Here is a 20813-nt window from a genome sequence, read left to right on the forward strand (position 1 = left end):
ACAATTACTACTGTTGTATATACAACAAAGGTAAGTGTATTTTTTATTCCGGCAAATTTTTTTTGAAAAAAGTAAAACGCTGCTGACATAAGGGTGTCACAAACGGGTGTTTTCTTTGTATTATAAAACAAACACACTATGATAAACACTACTATCACCCCTGCAACTGCCACTACAGAACTGGTTAACTACGCTAAGGGTTTTGCTGCTTATGAATTATGGGCTGTTAAAACTACCGTGGAATGGTTAAAAACGAAAGATGCCACCTTATTGGAAACACCGGTGACTTCCAGCTATGGAACGATTAAGGAAACATTGAAGCACATGTGGGCCACTTCTGCCTGGTGGGTAAAAAACCTCCGCGGCGAACATCCGTCACTCACTTTTGGTCCGTTGGAGTGCAACGAGTCCGTCGCAGAGGTGTTGGAAGGAGTAGTGAAACAAGCTGAAGAATTGCTGGAACTGGTCAGCGCGATGACGCCGGAGCAACTGCTACAGGCTTACCCCGTAACCATCCCGTTTACCGGCGATTTTAATATTCCGGGTTATGAAATGCTGTCGCAGATTACACATCATACTACCTACCACCGCGGACAGATAGTAACCATGGGACGCCATCTTGGCATTACCGACGCTTCCAATACGGACTATATGTTTTACCTGCTGGTAGGTGAAAAACGCTACTAGCTGTTAGTGCCGCCATCTATAGTAATAGCGGTACCGGTAATGTAGCCGCTTTCCGGCGAAGCCAGAAAAGTGACCAGGGAAGCGATATCCTCTACTTTACCATATTCCCCCAGTGAGATATTTTTCCTTTGTGCATCGGCATGCGCGCTGTTGGCAGGGTTCATGTCGGTGTCAACCGGGCCGGGCTGTACAAGGTTAACGGTAATGCCTCTCGGGCCCAGGTCACGGGACAGGCCTTTGTTGAAAGCTGTAAGTGCCGATTTGCTCATGGCGTAAAGCGTGCCATACGGACCAGATACCCTGTCAGCCATGCAACTGCCGATAGTAATAATACGGGCGCCTTTGCCCATATGTTTGGCGGCAGCCTGTGAACCTACAAACACAGCCCGGGCATTGATGTCCATCGTCTGGTTGTATTCTTCCAGCGTATAATCTTCAAATGGCTTCATCACAGCGATACCGGCATTGTTAACGAGTATGTCTATACGCCCGAACTCGGCCACGGTTTTATCTACTGCCGCTACTACAGCAGACGGGTCTGCGCTGTCTGCTGCTATCGCCAGGCTGCGCTGCCCTTTGCTGGTAAGCTCCGCCGCTACGCCGGCTGCTTTTTCAGCTCCCTTGTTATAAGTGAATGCCACGGTTGCTCCTTCTGCTGCCAGTTGTTGTACAATGGCCGCACCCATGCCGCGGCTGCCTCCTGTTACCAGGGCTATCTTGTTTTCCAGACGTTTCATATGATTTGATTTTATGCCTGCAAAGCTAGATGGGGCGCGGGGAATAAAGAAGAGGAGATGTAATTGTTAAGGACTAACATAAATGTTAGTCCTTATTACTATAGATATCTTTCGCGGAGAATACGGAGATGGTGTATCTGGTGGCCCACCATCGTAAAGCCCATTGCCAGCACGCTCATCTGGTATTTCCAGCAGGTGCCGTACCTTAATAACCCTTCATCAGGAAGACTGCGGAAAAACGCCAGGGTGGATTGCCGGATGAGCATCAGCTCCTGCAATACGTCTTCAAAGCTACGCTGTGCAGTAAAGGCTTCGGCTGCATAGAGGTCCTGGTCAAAGCCCGGTGCCGTGTTTTTATCATTGCGTGCAAACAGTAACGCCCGGAAGGAAAATACTCTTTCCGTGTCGGCAATATGCTGGAACACGTCTTTAACGGTCCATTTGCCAGGCGCATAGGCATAGTCGCCCAATTCCGACAGCCTGGCCTTGTCCAGCGTCTGCAGCTCCTGCAGCGACTGCTCAAGGGCTTCCAGAATGGTGACGTCGGGTACCTGGTCAATGTACCGGCCAAAATACTCAGGGTCCGGGTAGATAGCCTGCTTTTTCATATTATGCTTTCTTTTTGCCGTAAAAATAATTGATGCCCAAAACTACGATACAAATGAATAACCCGAAAAATTCACGGGTGTCCTCTATCCACGGCTTTTCTGCTTTCATGGTCTGTGCAATATTCTCCGCCTGGTGTTGCGATACCCAGTCCACTACCCCGTCTTTGGTGAAGAATAAATAGACCGCATATACGAAATAAACAGCGATGCCTGTCAGGTACCAGCGGGGATAAAACCGCTGCCGCGCTGCCAGCCAGCAGCATACGGCTGAGAACAAATAAATAGGCATCCAGACGTAAGGATCAGGGTCATTGTATTGCAGCCCCGCAAAAACAATAAAAAGGAAACAAAAGATAATGTTGAAAATTTTCATGGCCCGGAATAATTGAGACGCTAAACATACATAAAAGATCAAGTGCTTGTACTTTTTTAGCCGTAAACTATTGTACTTTTTTATCCCGCCGGTGTGGATTACTGTAAGAATGGCCCCGTAGAAATTTTTTATTTAGAGAAATGTTAAAAGAACACTTGTCCAGGCTAATTTATTGTTATATATTCGACGTATTGTAAGAAAAATTCCACGTGAGAACCAAAATCTGGAAAGGGGAAGTGTTAGTACTTATTTGAGCCGATTCTCACTAGATCATTGTCAGCAAATCAATTGTTTACTAAAAAACGTTGCTTTATTCCATGTAGTTAAACCTTGGTGTAAACATGTCCGCATCCATGTCTTGCATCTTCAAATTTGTGTTTTTTAATTGTTGAACAGACAGTTATTGTTTGTGCTGCTTCACTGTAACGCATCATACAGGGAGGCCGGGACAGATAATGCCTGTACATGACACCTCTTTTTACCGGCAGTCACACATTATCGCCGGAACGGGATTGTTATGTCTTACACTGTCTGATGGACAAGGAACATACAAGACAGGTACTTTATTTTTTAACCGATTTTTCTAAAACGTTACCCTTCAACCACGTTATGAAAAAACATTTTTACCAGGGACTGGCCGTTCTTCTATGCGGCATACTGCTATTACTGGGCAGTAGTAACGTATTCGCACAAACGAAAGTTACGGGAAAGGTGTCTGATAAAGCATCAGGCAACCCGCTACCCGGCGTTACGGTATATGTAAAAGGTACTAACCGCGGTACCGCTACTGACCCCACCGGCAGTTTTACCATTCAGGCTAAATCAGGAGAAACATTGGTGTTCTCCTTTGTTGGTTACGATCCGCAGGAAGCAGTGATCAGCTCGGGCGCTGTCAACGTACAGCTGGCCGAGAAAGTCGGTTCACTCGAAGAAGTCGTAGTGACCGGTTATGCCAGCCAGAAGAAAAAAGACCTCACCGGCGCAGTAGCCGTAGTGAAGGTGGAAAACATTACCAAACAACCTACCTCCCAGATCGCTAATCAGCTGCAGGGACAGGTTTCCGGTATCACCATCGTAGGTACCGGTCAGCCCGGCCAGGAACCACAGGTGTCCGTACGCGGTAAAAACACCTTCGGTAACAACACGCCGCTGTATATTATCGACGGGGTGCCCATCTCCAATCTGGCAGATGTAAACCCTAACGACGTGCAAACCATGCAGGTACTGAAAGATGCAGGCGCAGCCTCTATCTATGGTGCCCGTGCAGCCAATGGCGTTATTATCATCACCACCAAAAGAGGCACCGGAAAAGTAAAAGTGCAGTACGACGGTTATTACGGCACACAAAGGCCTCAGGGCGGTAATCCTTTCCACATCCTCAATCCACAGGAACAGGCCGACCTGCTGTGGATGGCTACCCGTAACAGCACCGCCGCCGGCAGCACGCCCGTGTTTGACGATGTGCTCTACGGAAAAGGAGATAAGCCGGTACTGCCGGATTATATCTATCCCGAAGGAGCCATGGAAGGAGATCCCCGCGTAGATCCCTCTAAATACTATCTCATCCCGGACTATAAAGATCCAGGCCTGCTGAACAGCTTCTATCGTATCAACAAAGCCAACAAACAAGGCACTGACTGGTACCATGAGATATTCAAGCCTGCCCCTATCACCAGCCATAATATATCTGTGGCCGGTGGCGGCGATATCGGCAGCTACTTCTTCTCCATGTATTATTTCAATCAACAGGGTACGCTGACCAATACCTATAACAAACGTTATGCGGTAAGGGCCAACAGCAGCTTCAATATCACAGACCATATCCGCGTGGGTGAAAACATGGAGTATTCCATTATCCAGAACCCGCAGATCGGTATCCTCACAGAAGGCAGTGGTATCGGCATGGCTTTCCGTGAACAAAGCATCATCCCGGTGTATGATATCAAAGGCAACTATGCCGGTACCTGGGGTGGCGCGCTGGGCAACGCCCGTAACCCGGTGGCCATACAGGACCGTTTCGGCAGCACCAAAGCGCTCGCCAGCAGATTGCTCGGTAGTGTGTACGCTGAAGCAGACATTATGAAGGACTTCACCCTGCGTACCTCTTTCGGCGGTGAAATCTATTCCTTTAACAACCACAGCTTCACCTATCCGGAATATGAAAACAAGGAAAATACCAGCGTAAACTCCTATACGGAAACTACCGGTAACGGTTACGACTGGACCTGGACCAACACCCTCAGCTATCATAAAAAGATAGCCCGTGATCATGACCTGAAAGTGATGATCGGTACAGAGGCTTTCCAGCAGGTAGACCGTACGCTGACAGGTACTACCACTAATTATTTCTCCTTCGATCCGAACTTTACATCCCTCTCTTCCGGCTTCGGAACACCTGTAAACGGCAGCGGCTATGGCTCCAATACACTGTTCTCCCTGTTTGGCAGAGTAGATTACTCCTTTAAAGACAGATACCTGTTGGGCGCCCTGATCCGCCGTGATGGTTCTTCCCGTTTCGGCGCCAACAACCGCTATGGTAACTTCCCTGCGGTGAGCGCGGCATGGCGTATTTCCCAGGAAGAGTTCATGAAGAACATTACCTGGCTCTCCGACCTGAAAATCCGTGGTGGCTGGGGTATTATGGGTAACCAGATCAATGTGGACCCGGCCAATGCCTTTACCACTTTCACATTTAACAAGGCCACTTCTTTCTATGACATGACCGGCAGCACCTCCAATCTGGCCACCGGCTTTATGCAGGGAAGGATCGGCAACCCGAATGCCAAGTGGGAAAGCAATACCAACTCCAATATCGGTATCGATGCGACCCTGTTCAAAGGCGCATTGGAGTTCTCTCTCGACTATTATAACAAACGGATTAAAGATTTGCTGTTCAATCCTGAACTGCCCGGCGTATACGGTGCCGCTGCTCCGCCTTATGCCAACGTAGCAGAAATGAAAAACCATGGCTGGGATTTCTCTGCTACCGGCAACATACAGCTGGCTTCCAAACTGAAACTTACCCTCACCGGGACCTTCACCAGCTACAAAAACGAGATCCTGAAAATATCTGAATCTGCTCCCTACTTCGAAAGAGATACCCGCCGCTACGGTGTAGCGATTATCCGCAACGCAGTAGGCCACAGCATCAGCGAATTCTTCGGATATCAGATCGATAAATTCTGGGACAGCCAGGCAGAAGTGGATGCTGCCAACAACGCGGCCAAAGCCAAATATCCGGGCCTCTCAGAATATCAGCAGGCAGCTGCCCCCGGCCGCTTCCGCTATAAGGACGTTAACGGCGACGGCAAAATCGACGCGCAGGACCGCACCTATCTCGGTAGTCCCAACCCAGACTTTACCTATGGCCTGAACATCGGCCTCACCTATAAGAACTGGGATTTTTCCATGTTCTTCTATGGTGTGCATGGCAACAAGATCTGGAACCAGGTAAGATGGTGGACTGATATCTACGGCTCTTTCAACGGCGCAAAAAGCAAAACAGCCTTATACGATTCCTGGCTGCCTGACCGCAAAAACGCCAAAGCACCTATTCAGGAGCTGAAACCTAACTTCAGCACTTCCGATCCTCCAACATCCTACTATGTTGAAAACGGCTCCTATCTCCGCGCTAAGAACCTGATGATAGGGTATACCTTCCCTGCCTACATGCTGAAGAGAGTAGGTGTGGAAAAATTCAGGATATATGCACAGGCTGCCAACCTGTTCACTATCACCAAATACACAGGTCTCGATCCTGAAATCACCGGTAATACAGACTCCTTCGGTATCGACGAAGGTGCTTATCCTAACCAGCGTCAGTACCTGGTGGGCGTTACACTGAATTTCTGATCTGATTATCTGAATTGTTAAACTGAGAAAAATGAAAACATTACGATATACTAGTGCAATATTGCTCGTGGCTGCGCTACTGAACAGTGGTTGCTCCAAGAACTTTCTTGAAAAGCCGGCGTACAGTTCCCTGTCGGAACAGATCGTAGCCAACAAGGATGGCGTGAACTACCTGCTTGTAGGTGCCTATGCAGCGCTCGACGGCTCTGGTACGCCTACCAGCTCCCTCGGTGGCGGTAATGCCTGGGAAGCGGCATCCACCAACTGGGTGTACGGCAGCGTGGCCGGTGGCGATGCTCATAAAGGCAGTGAAGGTACCGACCAGACGCCTATCAATGAAATTGCCATCTGGCAGCCGAACGTCGCCAACTCTTTCTTCAATACCAAATGGAGAGCGGTATATGAAGGCGTGGCCCGTTGCAACAATACCCTGAGACTGATGGCGCAGGCTAAAGACATGTCTGATGCCGATAAACTAAAGGTGACGGCAGAAGCACGGTTTCTCAGAGGGCACTATTATTTTGAGCTGAAGAAAATGTTCAATAACGTGCCTTATGTGACGGAAACTACTACCGATCCGCTGGTACCCAATGATGTGGACATATGGCCCAATATTGAGGCCGACTTTAAATTTGCACAGGCCAATCTGCCGCCTACACAGCCGCAGGTTGCCCGCGCCAACAAATGGGCCGCACAGATCTATCTGGCTAAAACCTACCTCTATCAGAAAAAGTATGCAGACGCCCTGCCGCTTTTCAACGACGCCATCGCTAACGGCGTAACGTCTAATGGCCTGAAATACCAGCTCACGGACAACTTCGAAGACAACTTCGATGCGTCCAAAAAGAATAATTCGGAATCCGTATTTGCCATCCAGATGTCTGCCAACGATGGTACCAACGGTATCGCCAACGCCAATATGGGAGACATGCTGAACTTCCCGGCCAACTTCAAATGCTGCGGTTTCTACCAGCCAACTTTTGACCTCGTGAATTCCTATCGCGTAGATGATAATGGATTACCTTATCTGGACGATTATAACCAGCATGCAGTGAAGTCTGATATGGGCATCAAGGCCACACAGCCTTTTACGCCGGATAACGGACTGGTAGACCCCCGTCTGGACTGGACCGTTGGCCGTCGCGGTCTTCCCTATCATGACTGGGGATACTTTGCGGGTTCCACCTGGATACGTGACCAGTCACAACGATATGCCGGTCCGTTTGCCACCAAAAAAATGGTGTACTGGAACTACAATAAGGACAAATATATGGACAACAACTCCTGGGCGCCCGGTACAGCCATCAACGTATTGCTGATCCGTTTCTCTGATGTGCTGTTGATGGCCGCTGAATGTGCTGCCGAAACAGGTGATCTGGGAACAGCAATGGGCTATGTTAACCGGGTACGCAGCCGTATGAAAGATCATCCGGAGGGATGGGTGCATGATTATAAAGATCCTGCCAATCCTATTCAGGGCTTCGATCCTGCCAAGCCATTGCCTTATTACAAGATCGGCTTGTATACCGCTTTTCCGGACGTGACTTATGCGCGTAAAGCGATCCGCTTTGAGCGTAAGCTGGAACTGGCCATGGAAGGGCACCGCTTCTTCGATCTGTCCCGCTGGGGCATTGCAGACCAGGTGCTGAACGCTTATTTTGCTTTTGAAGGCGCTATCACAGATGACGTGAAAGGCGGCCATTTTACGAAAGGCAGAAATGAGTATTTCCCCATTCCACAACGCCAGATAGATCTGACGTTGAAAAATGGTCAGCCGGTATTGAAACAAAACACCGGATATTAATTACGAATTACAAATTACGAATCACGAATTAGGGCTCCCATTTTGGGGGCCCTAATCGTAACTGGTAATCAAAATTTGTAATTCATCTTTTATATTTCATAATTTATACTCCGCTTTTAAAATTCGTAATTCGTAATTCCATGAGAGTCCTTTTGGCCGCATTATGTATCGCATTTACTGGTTGTTTTGCCCCGTCAGCCAAAGAGAAAGGGAAAATGCTGGCCGATAAATATTGTTCATCCTGTCATCTGCCGGTAGATCCGTACATGCTGGACAAGGAAACGTGGACCAAACATGTGCTGCCGGCCATGGCGCCGAAGCTGGGCATCCGGGTATGGTCCGGCGACCAGTATTATCCGGTGGAAGGCCAGCGGCAGGAGGGCCAGATATCTTTTCAGGAGTGGGTGGAACTGGTGAAATATTATGAACAGCAGGCGCCTGAAAAATTGTCGCCCGCCAAACCGCCGGTGCCATTGCAACACGACTGGTTCGGCTTCTCCATTAAACGGCCTGTTGGCGTGGATTCGCCAGGCGTGGCAACTACGACGATGGTTTCCTTTGACACAGCTGCCGGCCGCATTTTTACCAGCGATGGATATAAGAGTACGCTCAGTGCCTGGGATAGTTCCCTGCGTAAAATCAATAGCTGGCAACTGCCTTCCGCGGTGGTGGATATGCTCTATACAAGCGATAGCGGTAAATCATCACCTGCAATCATCACCCAGATCGGTAATATGAGAGCCATCGATGAGCCATCGGGCATCATAAGCAGGCTCAACATTAATGACCCTGGCAGTAAAAAAACGGACCTCATGCCTTTTCTTAAACGTCCTGTGCAAACACTGCAGGCAGATTTCGACAAGGACAATCTGGTTGACCTGTTAGTATGTGCCTTCGGTCATAACCAGGGTGGTTTATATTGGCTGAAACAGTTGCCAGACCACCGTTATGAGCAGAAGACCATCACAGAGGTACCGGGTGCCATACACGCAGAAGTAGGAGATTTTAATGGTGACGGATGGCCGGATGCCATGGTCCTTTTTGCTGCAGCGGACGAAGGGATCTGGTTATATGAGAACGACCGGCACGGCGGCTTTAAATCTGTTAACCTGCTGAGATTCCCGCCACTAAACGGTTCTACCGGTTTTCAACTGGTGGATTTTAACCAGGATGGTAAGCCGGATATTTTATATACCTGCGGAGATAATGCAGATTTTTCTATGGTGCTTAAACCTTTTCATGGTTTGTACGTCTATATGAACGAGGGTAACAACAGCTACCGTCAGGCATGGTTTTATCCAGTAAATGGCTGTACAAAGGCTGTAGCAGCAGATTTTAACCTGGACGGTAAAACAGATATTGCGGCGATTGCTTTTTTCGCAGACCTGAAAAATAATCCTGCAGAAAAATTTATTTTGTTTGAAGGAAAGGACCATCAGCTGAACTTCACGCCCCATGCGCCTCCTGTCGAAAAGGAAGGGCGATGGATCTGTATGGACGTAAGAGATATGGATGGTGACGGAGACCAGGATATTATACTAGGAAACTATGGAAAAGGATTTAATATACTGGATGGATATACGCCTGATTGGAAGGAGTATCAACCCTTTATAGTGCTGGAAAACAAACGGAAGTGAAAAGTGTAACGTAAAAATCGATGGTTTATTTGGAGAAGAAGTAGAATAATATGTATATTACAGCCGGTAAATATTTCCACGAACGGGTACTTATATATGTCGGGTCGCACATTGCAAATAATTGCACCAGTTGTTACGGATGTAACGTACCTTTGCTCTTTTAATTCAGCTCATCATTATAGCAAGATATTTTCATGGTGCTATAGCCAGGCAGCATGAATAAAGATATCCTGATGCATAATCAGGTTTTAGAATGGCGGAAGGAGAGGCAGCAATGCCTCTCTTTTATTTTAATAACCACCTATCAAATATTAGCCCTGTAATTCGGAAAATCTGCCCAATCCTGTTTATTTTTAATCAGAAATCAGTGTTCTCATTTAAAACAGGAGTGTTCAAGTGGCGGAATATGTATATGACAGGCAGCAAATGAGCGAAGGGCTAGCTGCCATTATTGCCGGCAATAGTAGTGATGCGGCCAGAGAATGGCTACAGCAGCGGTTACAGAAGGCCGCTTCCATCCCGCAGTTTAACCAGACTTTCACCGCGATCCCGAGGTTCACCGGAAAAAATATCATTGTCGTGTCGCCGGAACAGGCTGCAGTACTGCAACAGCAGGTGCCCGGCTTCTTCGTACACGGGTGGACGTTAGACCGCCTCATACGGGCATGGTGGCTGTTGCAACTCGATACTTCCGATAAGGCCGTTTACCTGGACACCATCGAAAAACTATTTCTCTCTGCCGAAATGAATGAACTGGCAGCACTCTACAGCGCGCTGCCCTTGCTCGCATGGCCGGAAGAATGGAAACTTCGTACAGCCGAAGGCGTTCGGTCCAATATCGGTGTGGTACAGGAAGCTATTATGCTCCACAATCCCTATCCCGCCCGTTATCTGGACGAACCCGCCTGGAACCAGCTGGTTATGAAAGCGATTTTTACAGATAAACCGCTGCACCTCATTTCCGGCCTCGATGAACGCAGAAATACCGCGTTGGCGGCGATCCTGACTGATTTTGCACATGAGCGCTGGGCTGCCGGCAGAAAGGTATCGCCGATGCAGTGGCGGTTGCTGACAACCTTCATCACAGCAGATAATATGGCAGACCTCACCCGGATATGGCACTCTGCTGACCAGACAGAAAAAGCGGCGGCGGCCCTCGTGTTTGCCAATACTGATTATGCACCGGCCAAAACATTACTGGCCTCAGACCCGGCACTGACTGCCGAAATACAAAGTGGCGCCCTCTCCTGGGACGTCATCGCAGCTAAATTATCCCAGAACTAAATCTGAAAAATTATGTGTGGTATTCATGAACTGACCGAAAAAGATCTTCAACCGTTAACGTATACTCCGGCTTATCTCGATAAAATCAAAGGCATGCGCTTCTTTGATCCGCATGTACACATGACTTCCCGGACTACCGACGATTACCAGGCTATGGCCGACGCAGGCGTGGTAGCCCTTATTGAGCCCGCTTTCTGGCTGGGACAGCCTCGTACCGGGGTAGACACCTTCCGCGATTATTTCAACAGTATCCTCGGCTGGGAAAGGTTCCGCGCGTCTCAGTTCGGCATTAAGCACTATTGCACCATCGGACTCAATTCCAAAGAAGCCAATAATGAAGCGCTGGCAGAAGCTGTCATGGAAATACTGCCGCAGTTTATTTACAAGGAAGGCGTGGTAGGCGTAGGGGAAATCGGTTTCGATGACCAGACACCGCTCGAAGAAAAATATTACCGCGCCCAGCTGGAACTGGCTAAAGAAGCCGGTTTGCCGGTACAGATACACACCCCTCACCGCGATAAGAAAAAAGGCACACAGCGTAGCATGGACATCGCCATTGAACATGGACTGGCGCCTCACATGGTCATTGTAGACCATAACAATGAAGAAACCGTGAAGGAAGTGCTGGACCGTGGCTTCTGGGCAGCATTTACCATCTACCCCTTTACCAAAATGGGCAATGAGAGAATGGTGGAGATAGTGAAGCAGTACGGTAGCGAGAGGATTATGGTCAATTCAGCGGCCGACTGGGGTATCAGTGATCCGCTCGCCGTTCCCAAGACGGCAGCCCTCATGCACGAAAGTGGTATTGACTTGAATGACATTCATTTGGTAACTTACATGAATGCTGTAAAGGCGTTTGCGCAAAGCGGCCAGATAAATGAAGCGGATTTTGATTTAGCCGGAAATATTGACCAGCGTGAGAAATTTAATGGAAGCACCGTTTTACGTGGAGGCCAGCAGCCCAGAATTAATAAAAATACAACCATCATCCGGTAAAGGCCTGGCAGTTTCGTTACTGCTGGCAATGAACCATGAAAACCTGTTATTCGGTGAGTTATATTGTTAGCAAAGTAATCGGATACCTGCGCCTGATGCGCCCGGCCAATATTGTCACCGCCATTGCGGATATCCTGGCGGGGGTGGCCATTTCCGGCTATTTCCTGAGTGTGACCTTTGAAACACTGACACTGGACCTGACACTTCCGGTGGTATGCCTGTGTCTTGCCACCGCCGGCTTATACGGCGGCGGCGTTGTATTCAATGACGTATTTGACGCGGAACTGGACAGCAAAGAAAGGCCGGAACGGCCTATTCCTACTGGTGTCATCTCGCTTACCCAGGCCATCATCCTGGGAAGCTACCTGTTGCTGGTGGGCGTCCTGGCAGCCTTTTCGGTAGGCGGCATCAATGGCCTCGCCGGCTGGCTAGCCATTGCCACAGCGGTTTCCGCACTCGTATACGATAAATGGGGAAAACACCACGCCTTCCTCGGTCCTGTTAATATGGGCCTGTGCCGGGGCCTCAACCTCCTCCTGGGCATCAGTATTGTGCCCGGGGCCGTGGCCACCTGGTGGTGGGTAGGACTGGTACCTATCCTTTATATCGCAGCAGTGACCAATATCAGCCGGGGCGAAGTATATGGCGGCACAGCCAACAGTATCCGGATTACAGCCATCTGTTATGCTATTGTGTTGCTGACAATTGGCACTGTGGCCATTTTCCACCACAACGGCTGGAAAGTGCTGCCCTTCCTGCTGTTGTTCGCATGGATGATTTTTAAGCCGCTGCGGAATGCCTGGAAAAATCCCATCGGGCCTAACATCGGGAAAGCGGTGAAGGCCGGGATCGTAGCGCTGATCGTCATGAACGCCTCGTGGGTGGCCGCTTTCGATGCGCTCAGTTATGCTTTGGCAGTACTGTTGTTATTGCCCGTCTCTATGTCGCTGGGCAAAGCATTTGCCGTTACCTGAGCCGGTCACGCATCAGCATCCCCTGACAAACAGCCGCTCATTCGTAATTCGTAATTTATAATTCGTAATTAATCTACGAGTCCTCTTTTGATGGCTTCTTTCACCAGTCCGGCGGTATTTTTTACGGCCAGCTTTTGGGTGAGGTTAAGCCGGTGTGTTTCCACAGTACGAAGGCTGATAAATAGCTTCTCTGCGATCTGCTGATTGGAATGTTCTTCTGCAATCAGCTTCAGTATTTCTTTTTCACGCCGGGTAAGCGGAATCTCGTAACCGGATGATCGTTGCCCGGTAAGCATTTCGTGGAGCAGCTGTTGTTTGATGCCGGCATCAAGATATTGTTCTCCGTGGTACACCTTCTCAATGGCGGCCACCAGCGTTTCTTCATCGGTGTTTTTCAACAGATAGCCACTGGCGCCGTTGCGCAGCATCTGTTTGATGTAATGTGATTCCATGAAGTTGGTCAGTGCAATGATTTTGATCTCTGGATGATTTTTATGTACCTGTTTGCACAATTCCAGTCCGTCAATATCAGGCATTTGTATGTCTAACAGCAGCACATCGGGTTGTGCTGCGGGCAATGCCTCCATCAGGGCGGTGGCGGCATTGCTTTCATATACGATCGTAATGTGCGGATAAGGTGCCAGCATGGCTTTTAACCCATTGATGACCAACAGATGATCGTCGGTGATGGCTAATTTTATCTTCATAAAAAATAATTGGGGCAGCTATCCAATTTCTGCCAGTTGCATAATCGCGATATTAAATTCTATATAGGCGGTAGTTCCTTGTCCATGTGCGGCTGCGATCTCCAGGTTGCCGTTCAGCGCCCTGATCCTTGATTGCAGGGCGTTCAGTCCCATGCCCGGCCCGGTGTCGCGTGTTTCCTGGAACCCGATGCCGTTATCTTCTACAGTGATGCTCAGCAGATGGCCTTGCCGAGTGAGCTGTACCAGTGCTTCGGTGGCCTGCGAGTGTTTGATGATATTGTTGACCAGCTCCTGAACGATACGGTAAACGGACAGTTCGAAATTACCTTTGAAGCGGCCGATGCTATCGGGCGCATAACACGAAATGGTCAGGTGCCGGGAGTGGCTTACATTGCGGCAATAGAAACGTACGGCATCTGCCAGCCCCATTCTGGCCAGCAGTTCCGGCATCAGGTTGTGGGCGGTCTTGCGTACTTCACCGATGGCATCGTCCAACATGCCCATCGCGTGGCTGAAGTCCCTGTCTGTTTTCAGCGCCGGCTGCTCGTGTTTCAGCGCGCCGAAATGCATTTTCACGGCAGACAGCAGTCCGCCTACGCCGTCATGAAGGTCTTTCGACAGACGGGTGCGTTCTTTTTCTTCGCCCTGTATCATCGCTTCCAGTACCTGTACGGTTTTCTCCGCCTCCATGGTATGCAGCTGCTGTTCCTGCAGGTGGGTACGGTGCTTTAACCGCTGCCAGATGAAGAACGCGGTGGCCAGCAGCAGCCCGGCGGCAATGAGGAAGAGGAATAACCACATGTTTTTTTGTTGTATCTGGAGGTCCTTCCGTGCCAGTTGCAGTTCTTTGGCGGTAAGCTGCCGGTCTTTTTTCTCAGACTCGTACTGCATTTCCAGCAGCATCACATTATTACGGGCGGCATCGCCGGTGAGAGAGTCGTTGAGCACTTCAAATTTTTCCCGCAGGGTGAAGGCCCGCTGATAGTGTCCCATTGTGGCTTCCAGGTTGGAGGCTACCAGGTAGCCCCATCGGAGCTCATTGATGGCTTTGTATTGCCGGGCCATGGTAATGGCCTGCTCTACATAGGACAAGGCCTCTGTATATTTTTTCAGGTTAAACAGCTCACGGCCATAACCCAGGTATATGTACGTCAGCAGTTCTGGTTCAGGGAATTTGCGGGACAGTTCCAGTGACCGGGTGTATTGCTGATAGGCTTCCGGTCTCTTTTCCTGCTCGAAATACAGGTTGCCGAGGTTCACGTGGGCTTTCAGCACAAAGGCGCTGTCTTCGAGCTCCTGCCCCATGCGGATGGCTTTCCGGTAGTACTGTTCACCTTCTGCATAACGTTTCAGGGATACCATACAAGACCCCATGTTGATCAGCGCGGCAGTGGCCCGTCGTTTATTGCCAATGGAAATCGCATGCCGGTAGGCCTTCCCCGCATACTGGAACGCTTTGGCGCCATCTTTTAAATTGATGAAGATGCCTGCCAGGTTGTTGTTCATCAGGCTGGAGAAAAGCGTGTCCCTGGCGGCGTCGGACAGCTTAAGCGCTTCCAGGTAACGGCTGGCCGCGCGAGTGTAATTCCCCAGCTGATGATGTTCATTGCCGCTGAAGCTCAGGGCTCGCATCAGGTTGGCCGTATCCCGCAAACCGGCGTAAATCTTCACGGCATTGTCTACCATGAACAACGATTCTTCATACCGGCCTGTCATGTCCTGTATGTACATATAGTAGCAGGCGAAATCAGCCACTCCTTTGGAATAGTGGAGCTGCCGGCTTAAACGGAGGGCTTCCCGGAAGATGCCGTCAGCTTTCTTCATGCTGTCAGGCATGTAGCTCATGCCGTAGGCAAACAAGGTGTTTACCCGGCCGGTATCAGCTTTCTGATGCTGCAGTGCCCTGAAAAGGCTGTCCTGCGCTGCTGTATTGAATGCCCATGCAGAGATACCCTGCTTTACAATCAGGCAGACAGCAAACAATATCTTTTTAAACATCGCTTAATGCGCTTTCCTGTTAACAATCAGATCTAAAAATGCAACAAGAGAAGTATGAAAAAACATCCGTGTTACAGGGTTAACAACATGGGGGGCATATGCCAGATATTCATCTAAAACAAACAAATTTGTTGGCCTGCAACAAGCCCGGAGGCCGCCGCAACGAAGGGTAAAGATCTTCATTTCCTGTATTATACGCAATAGGCAGCTGGATGAGCGGAAACCGGTGCCACCCGTGTTTATCCCTATATGTGACCATAACGGGCTGCTGGTAAGGCTTTGCGCCCCCGGGGAGGGCCTCCGTAGAAATACGCAATTTTTAAAATAATGGTTTGTACCGTTAAATCCCCCCTGTAAACGGGGTTTCTTTACATCCGGTAATGAACCGTTTCTCTATTGCATACCGATAACAACAAACAGGTAGAACCCCAAAAAGGCTCCGTTCACGGAGCCTTATTCTTTATGAAAATATCTCATTTTTATATGTACTTTTAAAGGCTATTGAATTTTTTTAGATTGATGCAAGCGGAACAATGCCATGGAGTACATTCAACAACAATTCGACGTTAACTTTTCGTTCAGGGTCTTTTTTTCAAGAGATTTATTTGATCCGGCTAATACCTGTTTGTCAGCCTTCCTGGAGTCCAAAGCAGAAGCGGCTTTCCAGAAAAAACTGCTGGTGGTCCTCGATGGAGGCGTAGCCGCCAGCCATCCCGGCCTCGCCGAAAAAATCACTTATTATCTGATGCAGGTGCGCGGTTTCCGGCTGGCGCCGGAAATAGTCACGCTCACCGGCGGAGAAAGCGTGAAAAATGATTTGTCACAGCTGTTTTCCCTTGTGGATGCCATCGATCAGCATGGCATCGATCGCCACTCGTATGTGATTGGCATTGGCGGCGGCTCCCTGCTCGACCTCGTCGGCTTTGCAGCGGCCATCTCCCACCGTGGCGTGAAACATATTCGTATACCCACTACCGTATTATCACAAAATGATTCCGGTGTGGGCGTAAAAAACGGAATCAACTATAAGGGCAAGAAAAATTTCCTTGGCTCCTTTGCCCCGCCGGCGGCCGTGTTCAACGACAGTACTTTCCTGACCACGCTGGACGGGCGCGACTGGCGCTCAGGCATGGTGGAAGCGGTAAAGGTAGCCCTTATCCGCGACGCTCCTTTCTTTGAATGGATGGAGAAAAAAGCGGAGGCCCTTACCGGCGGCGATATGCCGGCCATGGAGGAGCTGATATACCGCTGCGCGGCGCTGCATATGGCGCACATCGGCGGTGGCGGCGATCCGTTTGAAAGCGGCTCGGCACGCCCGCTCGATTTCGGGCACTGGAGCGCACATAAGCTGGAACAGCTGACCGATTTTTCGCTCCGGCACGGGGAAGCGGTGTCTATCGGCATTGCCCTCGATAGCGTGTATTCCTTCCTGTTAGGATGGATCGACGAAGCGGCGATGCTCCGTATTGTCCATGTGCTGAAAGCCATGCAGCTGCCCATCTGGCATCCGCTGCTGCAAAAGCAGGACAACGAACCATCTCCGGTGATCGCAGGATTGGAAGAGTTCCGCGAGCACCTCGGCGGACAACTCACGATCTCGCTGCTGCGGGCCATCGGAAGAGGCGCGGAGATACACCATATAGATCTGGATATGCTGTACAAAGCAGCAGATATCTGCCAAAAACTACAGTCATGAAAACAGCATACGGACATCTGACTTATTGCACCAATATCCATCCCGGAGAAAAATGGGAAGACCATTTCGCACAACTCCGGAAATATATACCCGCAGTCAAACAACAGGTGGCGCCGGACCAGCCTTTCGGTATCGGTCTGCGCCTGGCCAATACCGCCAGCCTGGAGCTGACTAAGGAAGAAAACCTGAACGCTTTCAAAGCATGGCTGCAACAGGAAAACTGTTACGTATTTACGATGAACGGTTTCCCCTATGGCGGCTTTCACGATACCGTAGTGAAAGACCAGGTACATACGCCCGACTGGACGCAAGCCGACAGGGTGGCCTATACCGTCCGGCTGTTCCGCCTGCTGGCGGCGCTGCTGCCGGAAGGTATGGAAGGCGGTATCTCTACGTCTCCTTTATCATACAAATACTGGTGCAACCGCTGTGAGGAAGAAAAAAATTCTTTCACGGAGCGCGCTACCCTGAATATGTTGCTGGTAGTGGAACAGCTGGCACGCATCCATCGTAGCGGCGGCCCGTTGATGCACCTCGATGTGGAACCTGAACCAGACGGACTGCTCGAAAATACGGCCGAATATATCAGCTGGTACATGGGATCGCTGTTGCCGGCGGGCATTCCGTTTATCATGGACAAGCTGCGTGTGGACGAAGCGGAAGCGGCGACCATCATCAAAAACCATTTACAGCTTTGTTATGATGTCTGCCACTTTGCGCTTGAATATGAAGTGCCAAAGCAGGTACTGGAACAGTTGCGGCTTTACGGCCTTAAAGTGGGCAAATTGCAAATCAGCGCGGCCCTGAAGGCAGGCCTGCCCGCAGCGGCGGAGGCAAGGCAAAAAGTAATAGACGCCTTCCGTCCGTTCAACGAGCCCGTTTACCTGCACCAGGTGATCGGCCGGAAAACAGACGGCTCCCTGGTACGTTATCCCGATCTGCCGCAGGCGCTGGAAGATGCCGGTAATACGGACGTAGTGGAATGGCGCTCCCATTTCCATGTGCCGGTATTTGCCGACAGGTTTGAGGTGCTGCATTCCACGCAGTCAGATATTGTGGATGTGCTGACATTACAACGGCAACAGCCTTTTACCGCGCATATGGAAGTGGAAACATATACCTGGGATGTACTGCCACAGGGCCTGAAAGAGGAAATGGCGGTGTCTGTGTCGAGGGAATTGAACTGGATTAAAAAAATAATAGCAAATAAGGACTAATGAACTGGCGGTTATGGGTCACTATTACGAACTAAAAAACGCAACAGCGCACCGGCCTGAAGGCCCTGCCCGTTACAGAACTTCCAATTCGTAATTCGTAATTCGTAATTTGTAATTGAATTTAAGGTTGTATCTATGAGAAAAACAGTCGTATTGGACGTTGTAGGATTATCCTCCGCACTGCTGGAGCACATGCCTTTCCTGAAAGCATATGCGCAGCAAAGGCATGTGGCCACCGTGGCCCCTATGTTGCCTGCTGTGACCACCTCGGTGCAGAGTACCTATCTGACCGGTAAATGGCCAAGTGAACACGGTATTGTGGGTAACGGCTGGTATGACCGTACCGACTGTGAGGTCAAATTCTGGAAACAGTCCAACAAACTGGTGGAATCTGCCAAAATATGGGAAAAAGCGCGCCGCCTGGATCCCTCCTTCACCTGTGCGCAGATGTGCTGGTGGTACAATATGTACGCTGATGTGGACTTTTCCCTGACGCCCCGTCCCAACTACCTGTCGGACGGCCGTAAGGTCCCTGACTGCTATACTTCGCCAGGTGAGCTGCGGGATTACCTGACGCAGGAACTGGGGCCTTTCCCGTTGTTCAACTACTGGGGGCCTACTGCCAATATCAAATCCTCCCAATGGATCGCTGATGCTACCATCCTGACCGATAAACGCCACGATCCCACGCTGACATTCGTTTATCTGCCTCACCTCGACTACTGCCTGCAGAAATTCGGGCAGGACCCTGCCGGTATCGCCAAAGAGCTGCAGGAGATCGATGGAGTATGCCGGCAGCTGATCACTTACTACCAGCAGAAAGGCTGCGATCCCATCGTGTTGTCGGAATATGGTATTACCAATGTGAATAACCCGGTGCATATCAACCGTATCCTGCGCCAGGAAGGGTTGATCGCCGTGCGCGTGGAAAGAGGCCTGGAACTGATGGATGCCGGTGCGTCCAAAGCTTTTGCCGTGTCTGACCACCAGATAGCGCATATTTATGTAAATGATCCTTCCTGTTATAAAAGAGTACGGGACCTCGTTCAGAAGGTGCCCGGCGTACAGCTGGTACTGGACCGTGAAGGCAAAAGACAGCATCACCTGCACCACGAACGCAGCGGCGACTTGGTGCTGATGGCGGATGCCAACAGCTGGTTTACCTACTATTACTGGCTGGACGATAACAAGGCGCCGGATTTTGCGCGTATCGTGGATATTCACCGTAAACCGGGATATGATCCGGTGGAAATGTTTATGAACCCGGCAGACCCGCTGATCAAGCTGAAAGCGGCCGCCAAACTGTTGAAGAAAAAGCTTGGGTTCCGGTACCTGATGAACGTTATTCCGCTGGATGCCACGCTGATCAAAGGCTCACATGGCCGTTTGGAGGAAAACCCGGTAAACCATGCAGTGGTCATCAACAAACAACCTTTCAAACAAAACCAGCTACAGGCGACCGATGTATATGAGGTGATATGGAACCAGTTGGTTGACTAAACCATCCCCGCATATACAGATCCGGCTGTATCCTGATCTGTTGGCTGCTGGCCGAAAGGCTGGCAGCACACCATCATGGAAAGAAACTGTACAAACGCCGGGAGGGTATAGAGGTCTCCGTTGCCCCGGGGCGTGTAGCCCTGGCGTATGGTTTGTAGGTTTTTCTATTAAAATCTGGTTAATTCCTTGCTTCTGCACGTTTGAAGTGCGTTATTTTATCCAATTAATTCGCTATTTTTATATAGCAGTTTCATTTCTATTTACAGCATAAACCCATTCCACATATGTGACATATTTTTATATGTTTATTTGTGGCCAGATTCTAATTGAGGTATCCGTTCAGGAACGGGAATATAAACTATGTTTAAACCTGCCGCTATGTTTGACAATGCCCTTGATTTTTGCCAGTCTTTACCGGCTGTTACCACTGATAAGAAGTGGGATAACGAACTGCGTTTTTTTGTAGGGGAGAAATTGTTTTGTATGATTTCTCTTGATCCGCCGCAACGCGTTTCTTTCAAATGTACGCCCAATCAATATCACCAGCTGATAGCCAAACGTGGTATTGTGCCTGCGCCGCATCTGGCGCGTTACCACTGGGTGCAGCTGCAACAGGAGGATATTTTGCCTGGCCCTGAGCTGGAGCATTTCCTGCATGATGCATATGATCTTATTTTGCGTTCTTTACCGCCATATGAGCAGGAAGAGATAGAAAAACTTCGTAAGCTGAATGCCTGATA

The 20813-nt window shown here is 49.7% G+C and carries 16 protein-coding genes; 11 read left to right on the plus strand and 5 right to left on the minus strand.

From position 1 onward, the window contains the following. Positions 1-138 precede the first annotated feature (138 nt). Positions 139-687 carry a DinB family protein gene (locus ACTJJS_RS18365; protein ID WP_440664775.1) on the plus strand — a complete coding sequence of 183 codons (549 nt, stop codon included), beginning with the start codon at positions 139-141 and terminating at the stop codon, positions 685-687. On the opposite strand, the gene ACTJJS_RS18370 is transcribed toward ACTJJS_RS18365, so the two are convergent. The 3 genes from ACTJJS_RS18370 to ACTJJS_RS18380 all read right to left on the minus strand — a co-directional run bounded on the left by ACTJJS_RS18370 (position 684) and on the right by ACTJJS_RS18380 (position 2405). Continuing rightward, a complete protein-coding gene (locus ACTJJS_RS18370) occupies positions 684-1424 on the minus strand; it encodes an SDR family NAD(P)-dependent oxidoreductase (protein WP_343744306.1) in 741 nt (246 codons plus the stop codon). The genes ACTJJS_RS18365 and ACTJJS_RS18370 overlap by 4 nt on opposite strands. A gap of 98 nt (positions 1425-1522) precedes the next feature. Further along, positions 1523-2032: a DinB family protein gene (locus ACTJJS_RS18375; protein ID WP_343744305.1), complete on the minus strand. Its 510-nt coding sequence runs from the start codon at positions 2030-2032 to the stop codon at positions 1523-1525. Between the two features lies 1 nt (position 2033). Then, positions 2034-2405 carry a transmembrane 220 family protein gene (locus ACTJJS_RS18380; protein WP_168870234.1) on the minus strand — a complete coding sequence of 124 codons (372 nt, stop codon included), beginning with the start codon at positions 2403-2405 and terminating at the stop codon, positions 2034-2036. A gap of 609 nt (positions 2406-3014) precedes the next feature. On the opposite strand from ACTJJS_RS18380, the gene ACTJJS_RS18385 reads away from it, so the two are divergent. From ACTJJS_RS18385 to eboC, 6 genes are all read left to right on the plus strand, one after another. Continuing rightward, positions 3015-6257, plus strand: a complete 3243-nt coding sequence (locus tag ACTJJS_RS18385) for a SusC/RagA family TonB-linked outer membrane protein (RefSeq protein WP_440664776.1) — start codon at positions 3015-3017, stop codon at positions 6255-6257. Positions 6258-6288: 31 nt separating this feature from the next. Continuing rightward, a complete protein-coding gene (locus ACTJJS_RS18390) occupies positions 6289-8061 on the plus strand; it encodes a RagB/SusD family nutrient uptake outer membrane protein (RefSeq protein ID WP_440664777.1) in 1773 nt (590 codons plus the stop codon). 140 nt (positions 8062-8201) lie between these two features. Continuing rightward, positions 8202-9698, plus strand: a complete 1497-nt coding sequence (locus ACTJJS_RS18395; protein WP_440664778.1) for an FG-GAP repeat domain-containing protein — start codon at positions 8202-8204, stop codon at positions 9696-9698. 396 nt (positions 9699-10094) lie between these two features. Further along, positions 10095-10982: an EboA domain-containing protein gene (locus tag ACTJJS_RS18400; protein WP_440664779.1), complete on the plus strand. Its 888-nt coding sequence runs from the start codon at positions 10095-10097 to the stop codon at positions 10980-10982. Positions 10983-10994: 12 nt separating this feature from the next. Continuing rightward, positions 10995-11981, plus strand: coding sequence for a TatD family hydrolase (locus ACTJJS_RS18405; RefSeq protein WP_440664780.1), 987 nt, complete (start codon positions 10995-10997; stop codon positions 11979-11981). A gap of 53 nt (positions 11982-12034) precedes the next feature. Next, entirely contained in the window at positions 12035-12955 is a 921-nt protein-coding gene (eboC, locus tag ACTJJS_RS18410; protein WP_440664781.1) for a UbiA-like protein EboC, read from the plus strand. Positions 12956-13023: 68 nt separating this feature from the next. On the opposite strand, the gene ACTJJS_RS18415 is transcribed toward eboC, so the two are convergent. Continuing rightward, entirely contained in the window at positions 13024-13662 is a 639-nt protein-coding gene (locus ACTJJS_RS18415) for a response regulator (protein ID WP_168870229.1), read from the minus strand. An 18-nt stretch (positions 13663-13680) separates the two neighbouring features. After that, positions 13681-15660 carry a tetratricopeptide repeat-containing sensor histidine kinase gene (locus tag ACTJJS_RS18420; protein ID WP_440664782.1) on the minus strand — a complete coding sequence of 660 codons (1980 nt, stop codon included), beginning with the start codon at positions 15658-15660 and terminating at the stop codon, positions 13681-13683. A gap of 538 nt (positions 15661-16198) precedes the next feature. On the opposite strand from ACTJJS_RS18420, the gene ACTJJS_RS18425 reads away from it, so the two are divergent. The 4 genes from ACTJJS_RS18425 to ACTJJS_RS18440 all read left to right on the plus strand — a co-directional run bounded on the left by ACTJJS_RS18425 (position 16199) and on the right by ACTJJS_RS18440 (position 20811). Continuing rightward, the gene (locus ACTJJS_RS18425) at positions 16199-17356 is read left to right on the plus strand and encodes a 3-dehydroquinate synthase (protein ID WP_168870227.1); all 1158 of its coding nucleotides are present in this window, start codon (positions 16199-16201) and stop codon (positions 17354-17356) included. Beyond that, positions 17353-18573 carry a metabolite traffic protein EboE gene (gene eboE / locus ACTJJS_RS18430; protein WP_440664783.1) on the plus strand — a complete coding sequence of 407 codons (1221 nt, stop codon included), beginning with the start codon at positions 17353-17355 and terminating at the stop codon, positions 18571-18573. Before ACTJJS_RS18425 ends, eboE begins: the two co-directional genes overlap by 4 nt. A gap of 135 nt (positions 18574-18708) precedes the next feature. Beyond that, positions 18709-20073: an alkaline phosphatase family protein gene (locus ACTJJS_RS18435; RefSeq protein WP_440664784.1), complete on the plus strand. Its 1365-nt coding sequence runs from the start codon at positions 18709-18711 to the stop codon at positions 20071-20073. 378 nt (positions 20074-20451) lie between these two features. Then, positions 20452-20811 carry an MmcQ/YjbR family DNA-binding protein gene (locus ACTJJS_RS18440; RefSeq protein WP_168870224.1) on the plus strand — a complete coding sequence of 120 codons (360 nt, stop codon included), beginning with the start codon at positions 20452-20454 and terminating at the stop codon, positions 20809-20811. Positions 20812-20813 lie beyond the last annotated feature (2 nt).

The organism is Chitinophaga sp. 22308 (genome assembly GCF_052045305.1).
GTDB lineage: Bacteria > Bacteroidota > Bacteroidia > Chitinophagales > Chitinophagaceae > Chitinophaga > Chitinophaga varians_A.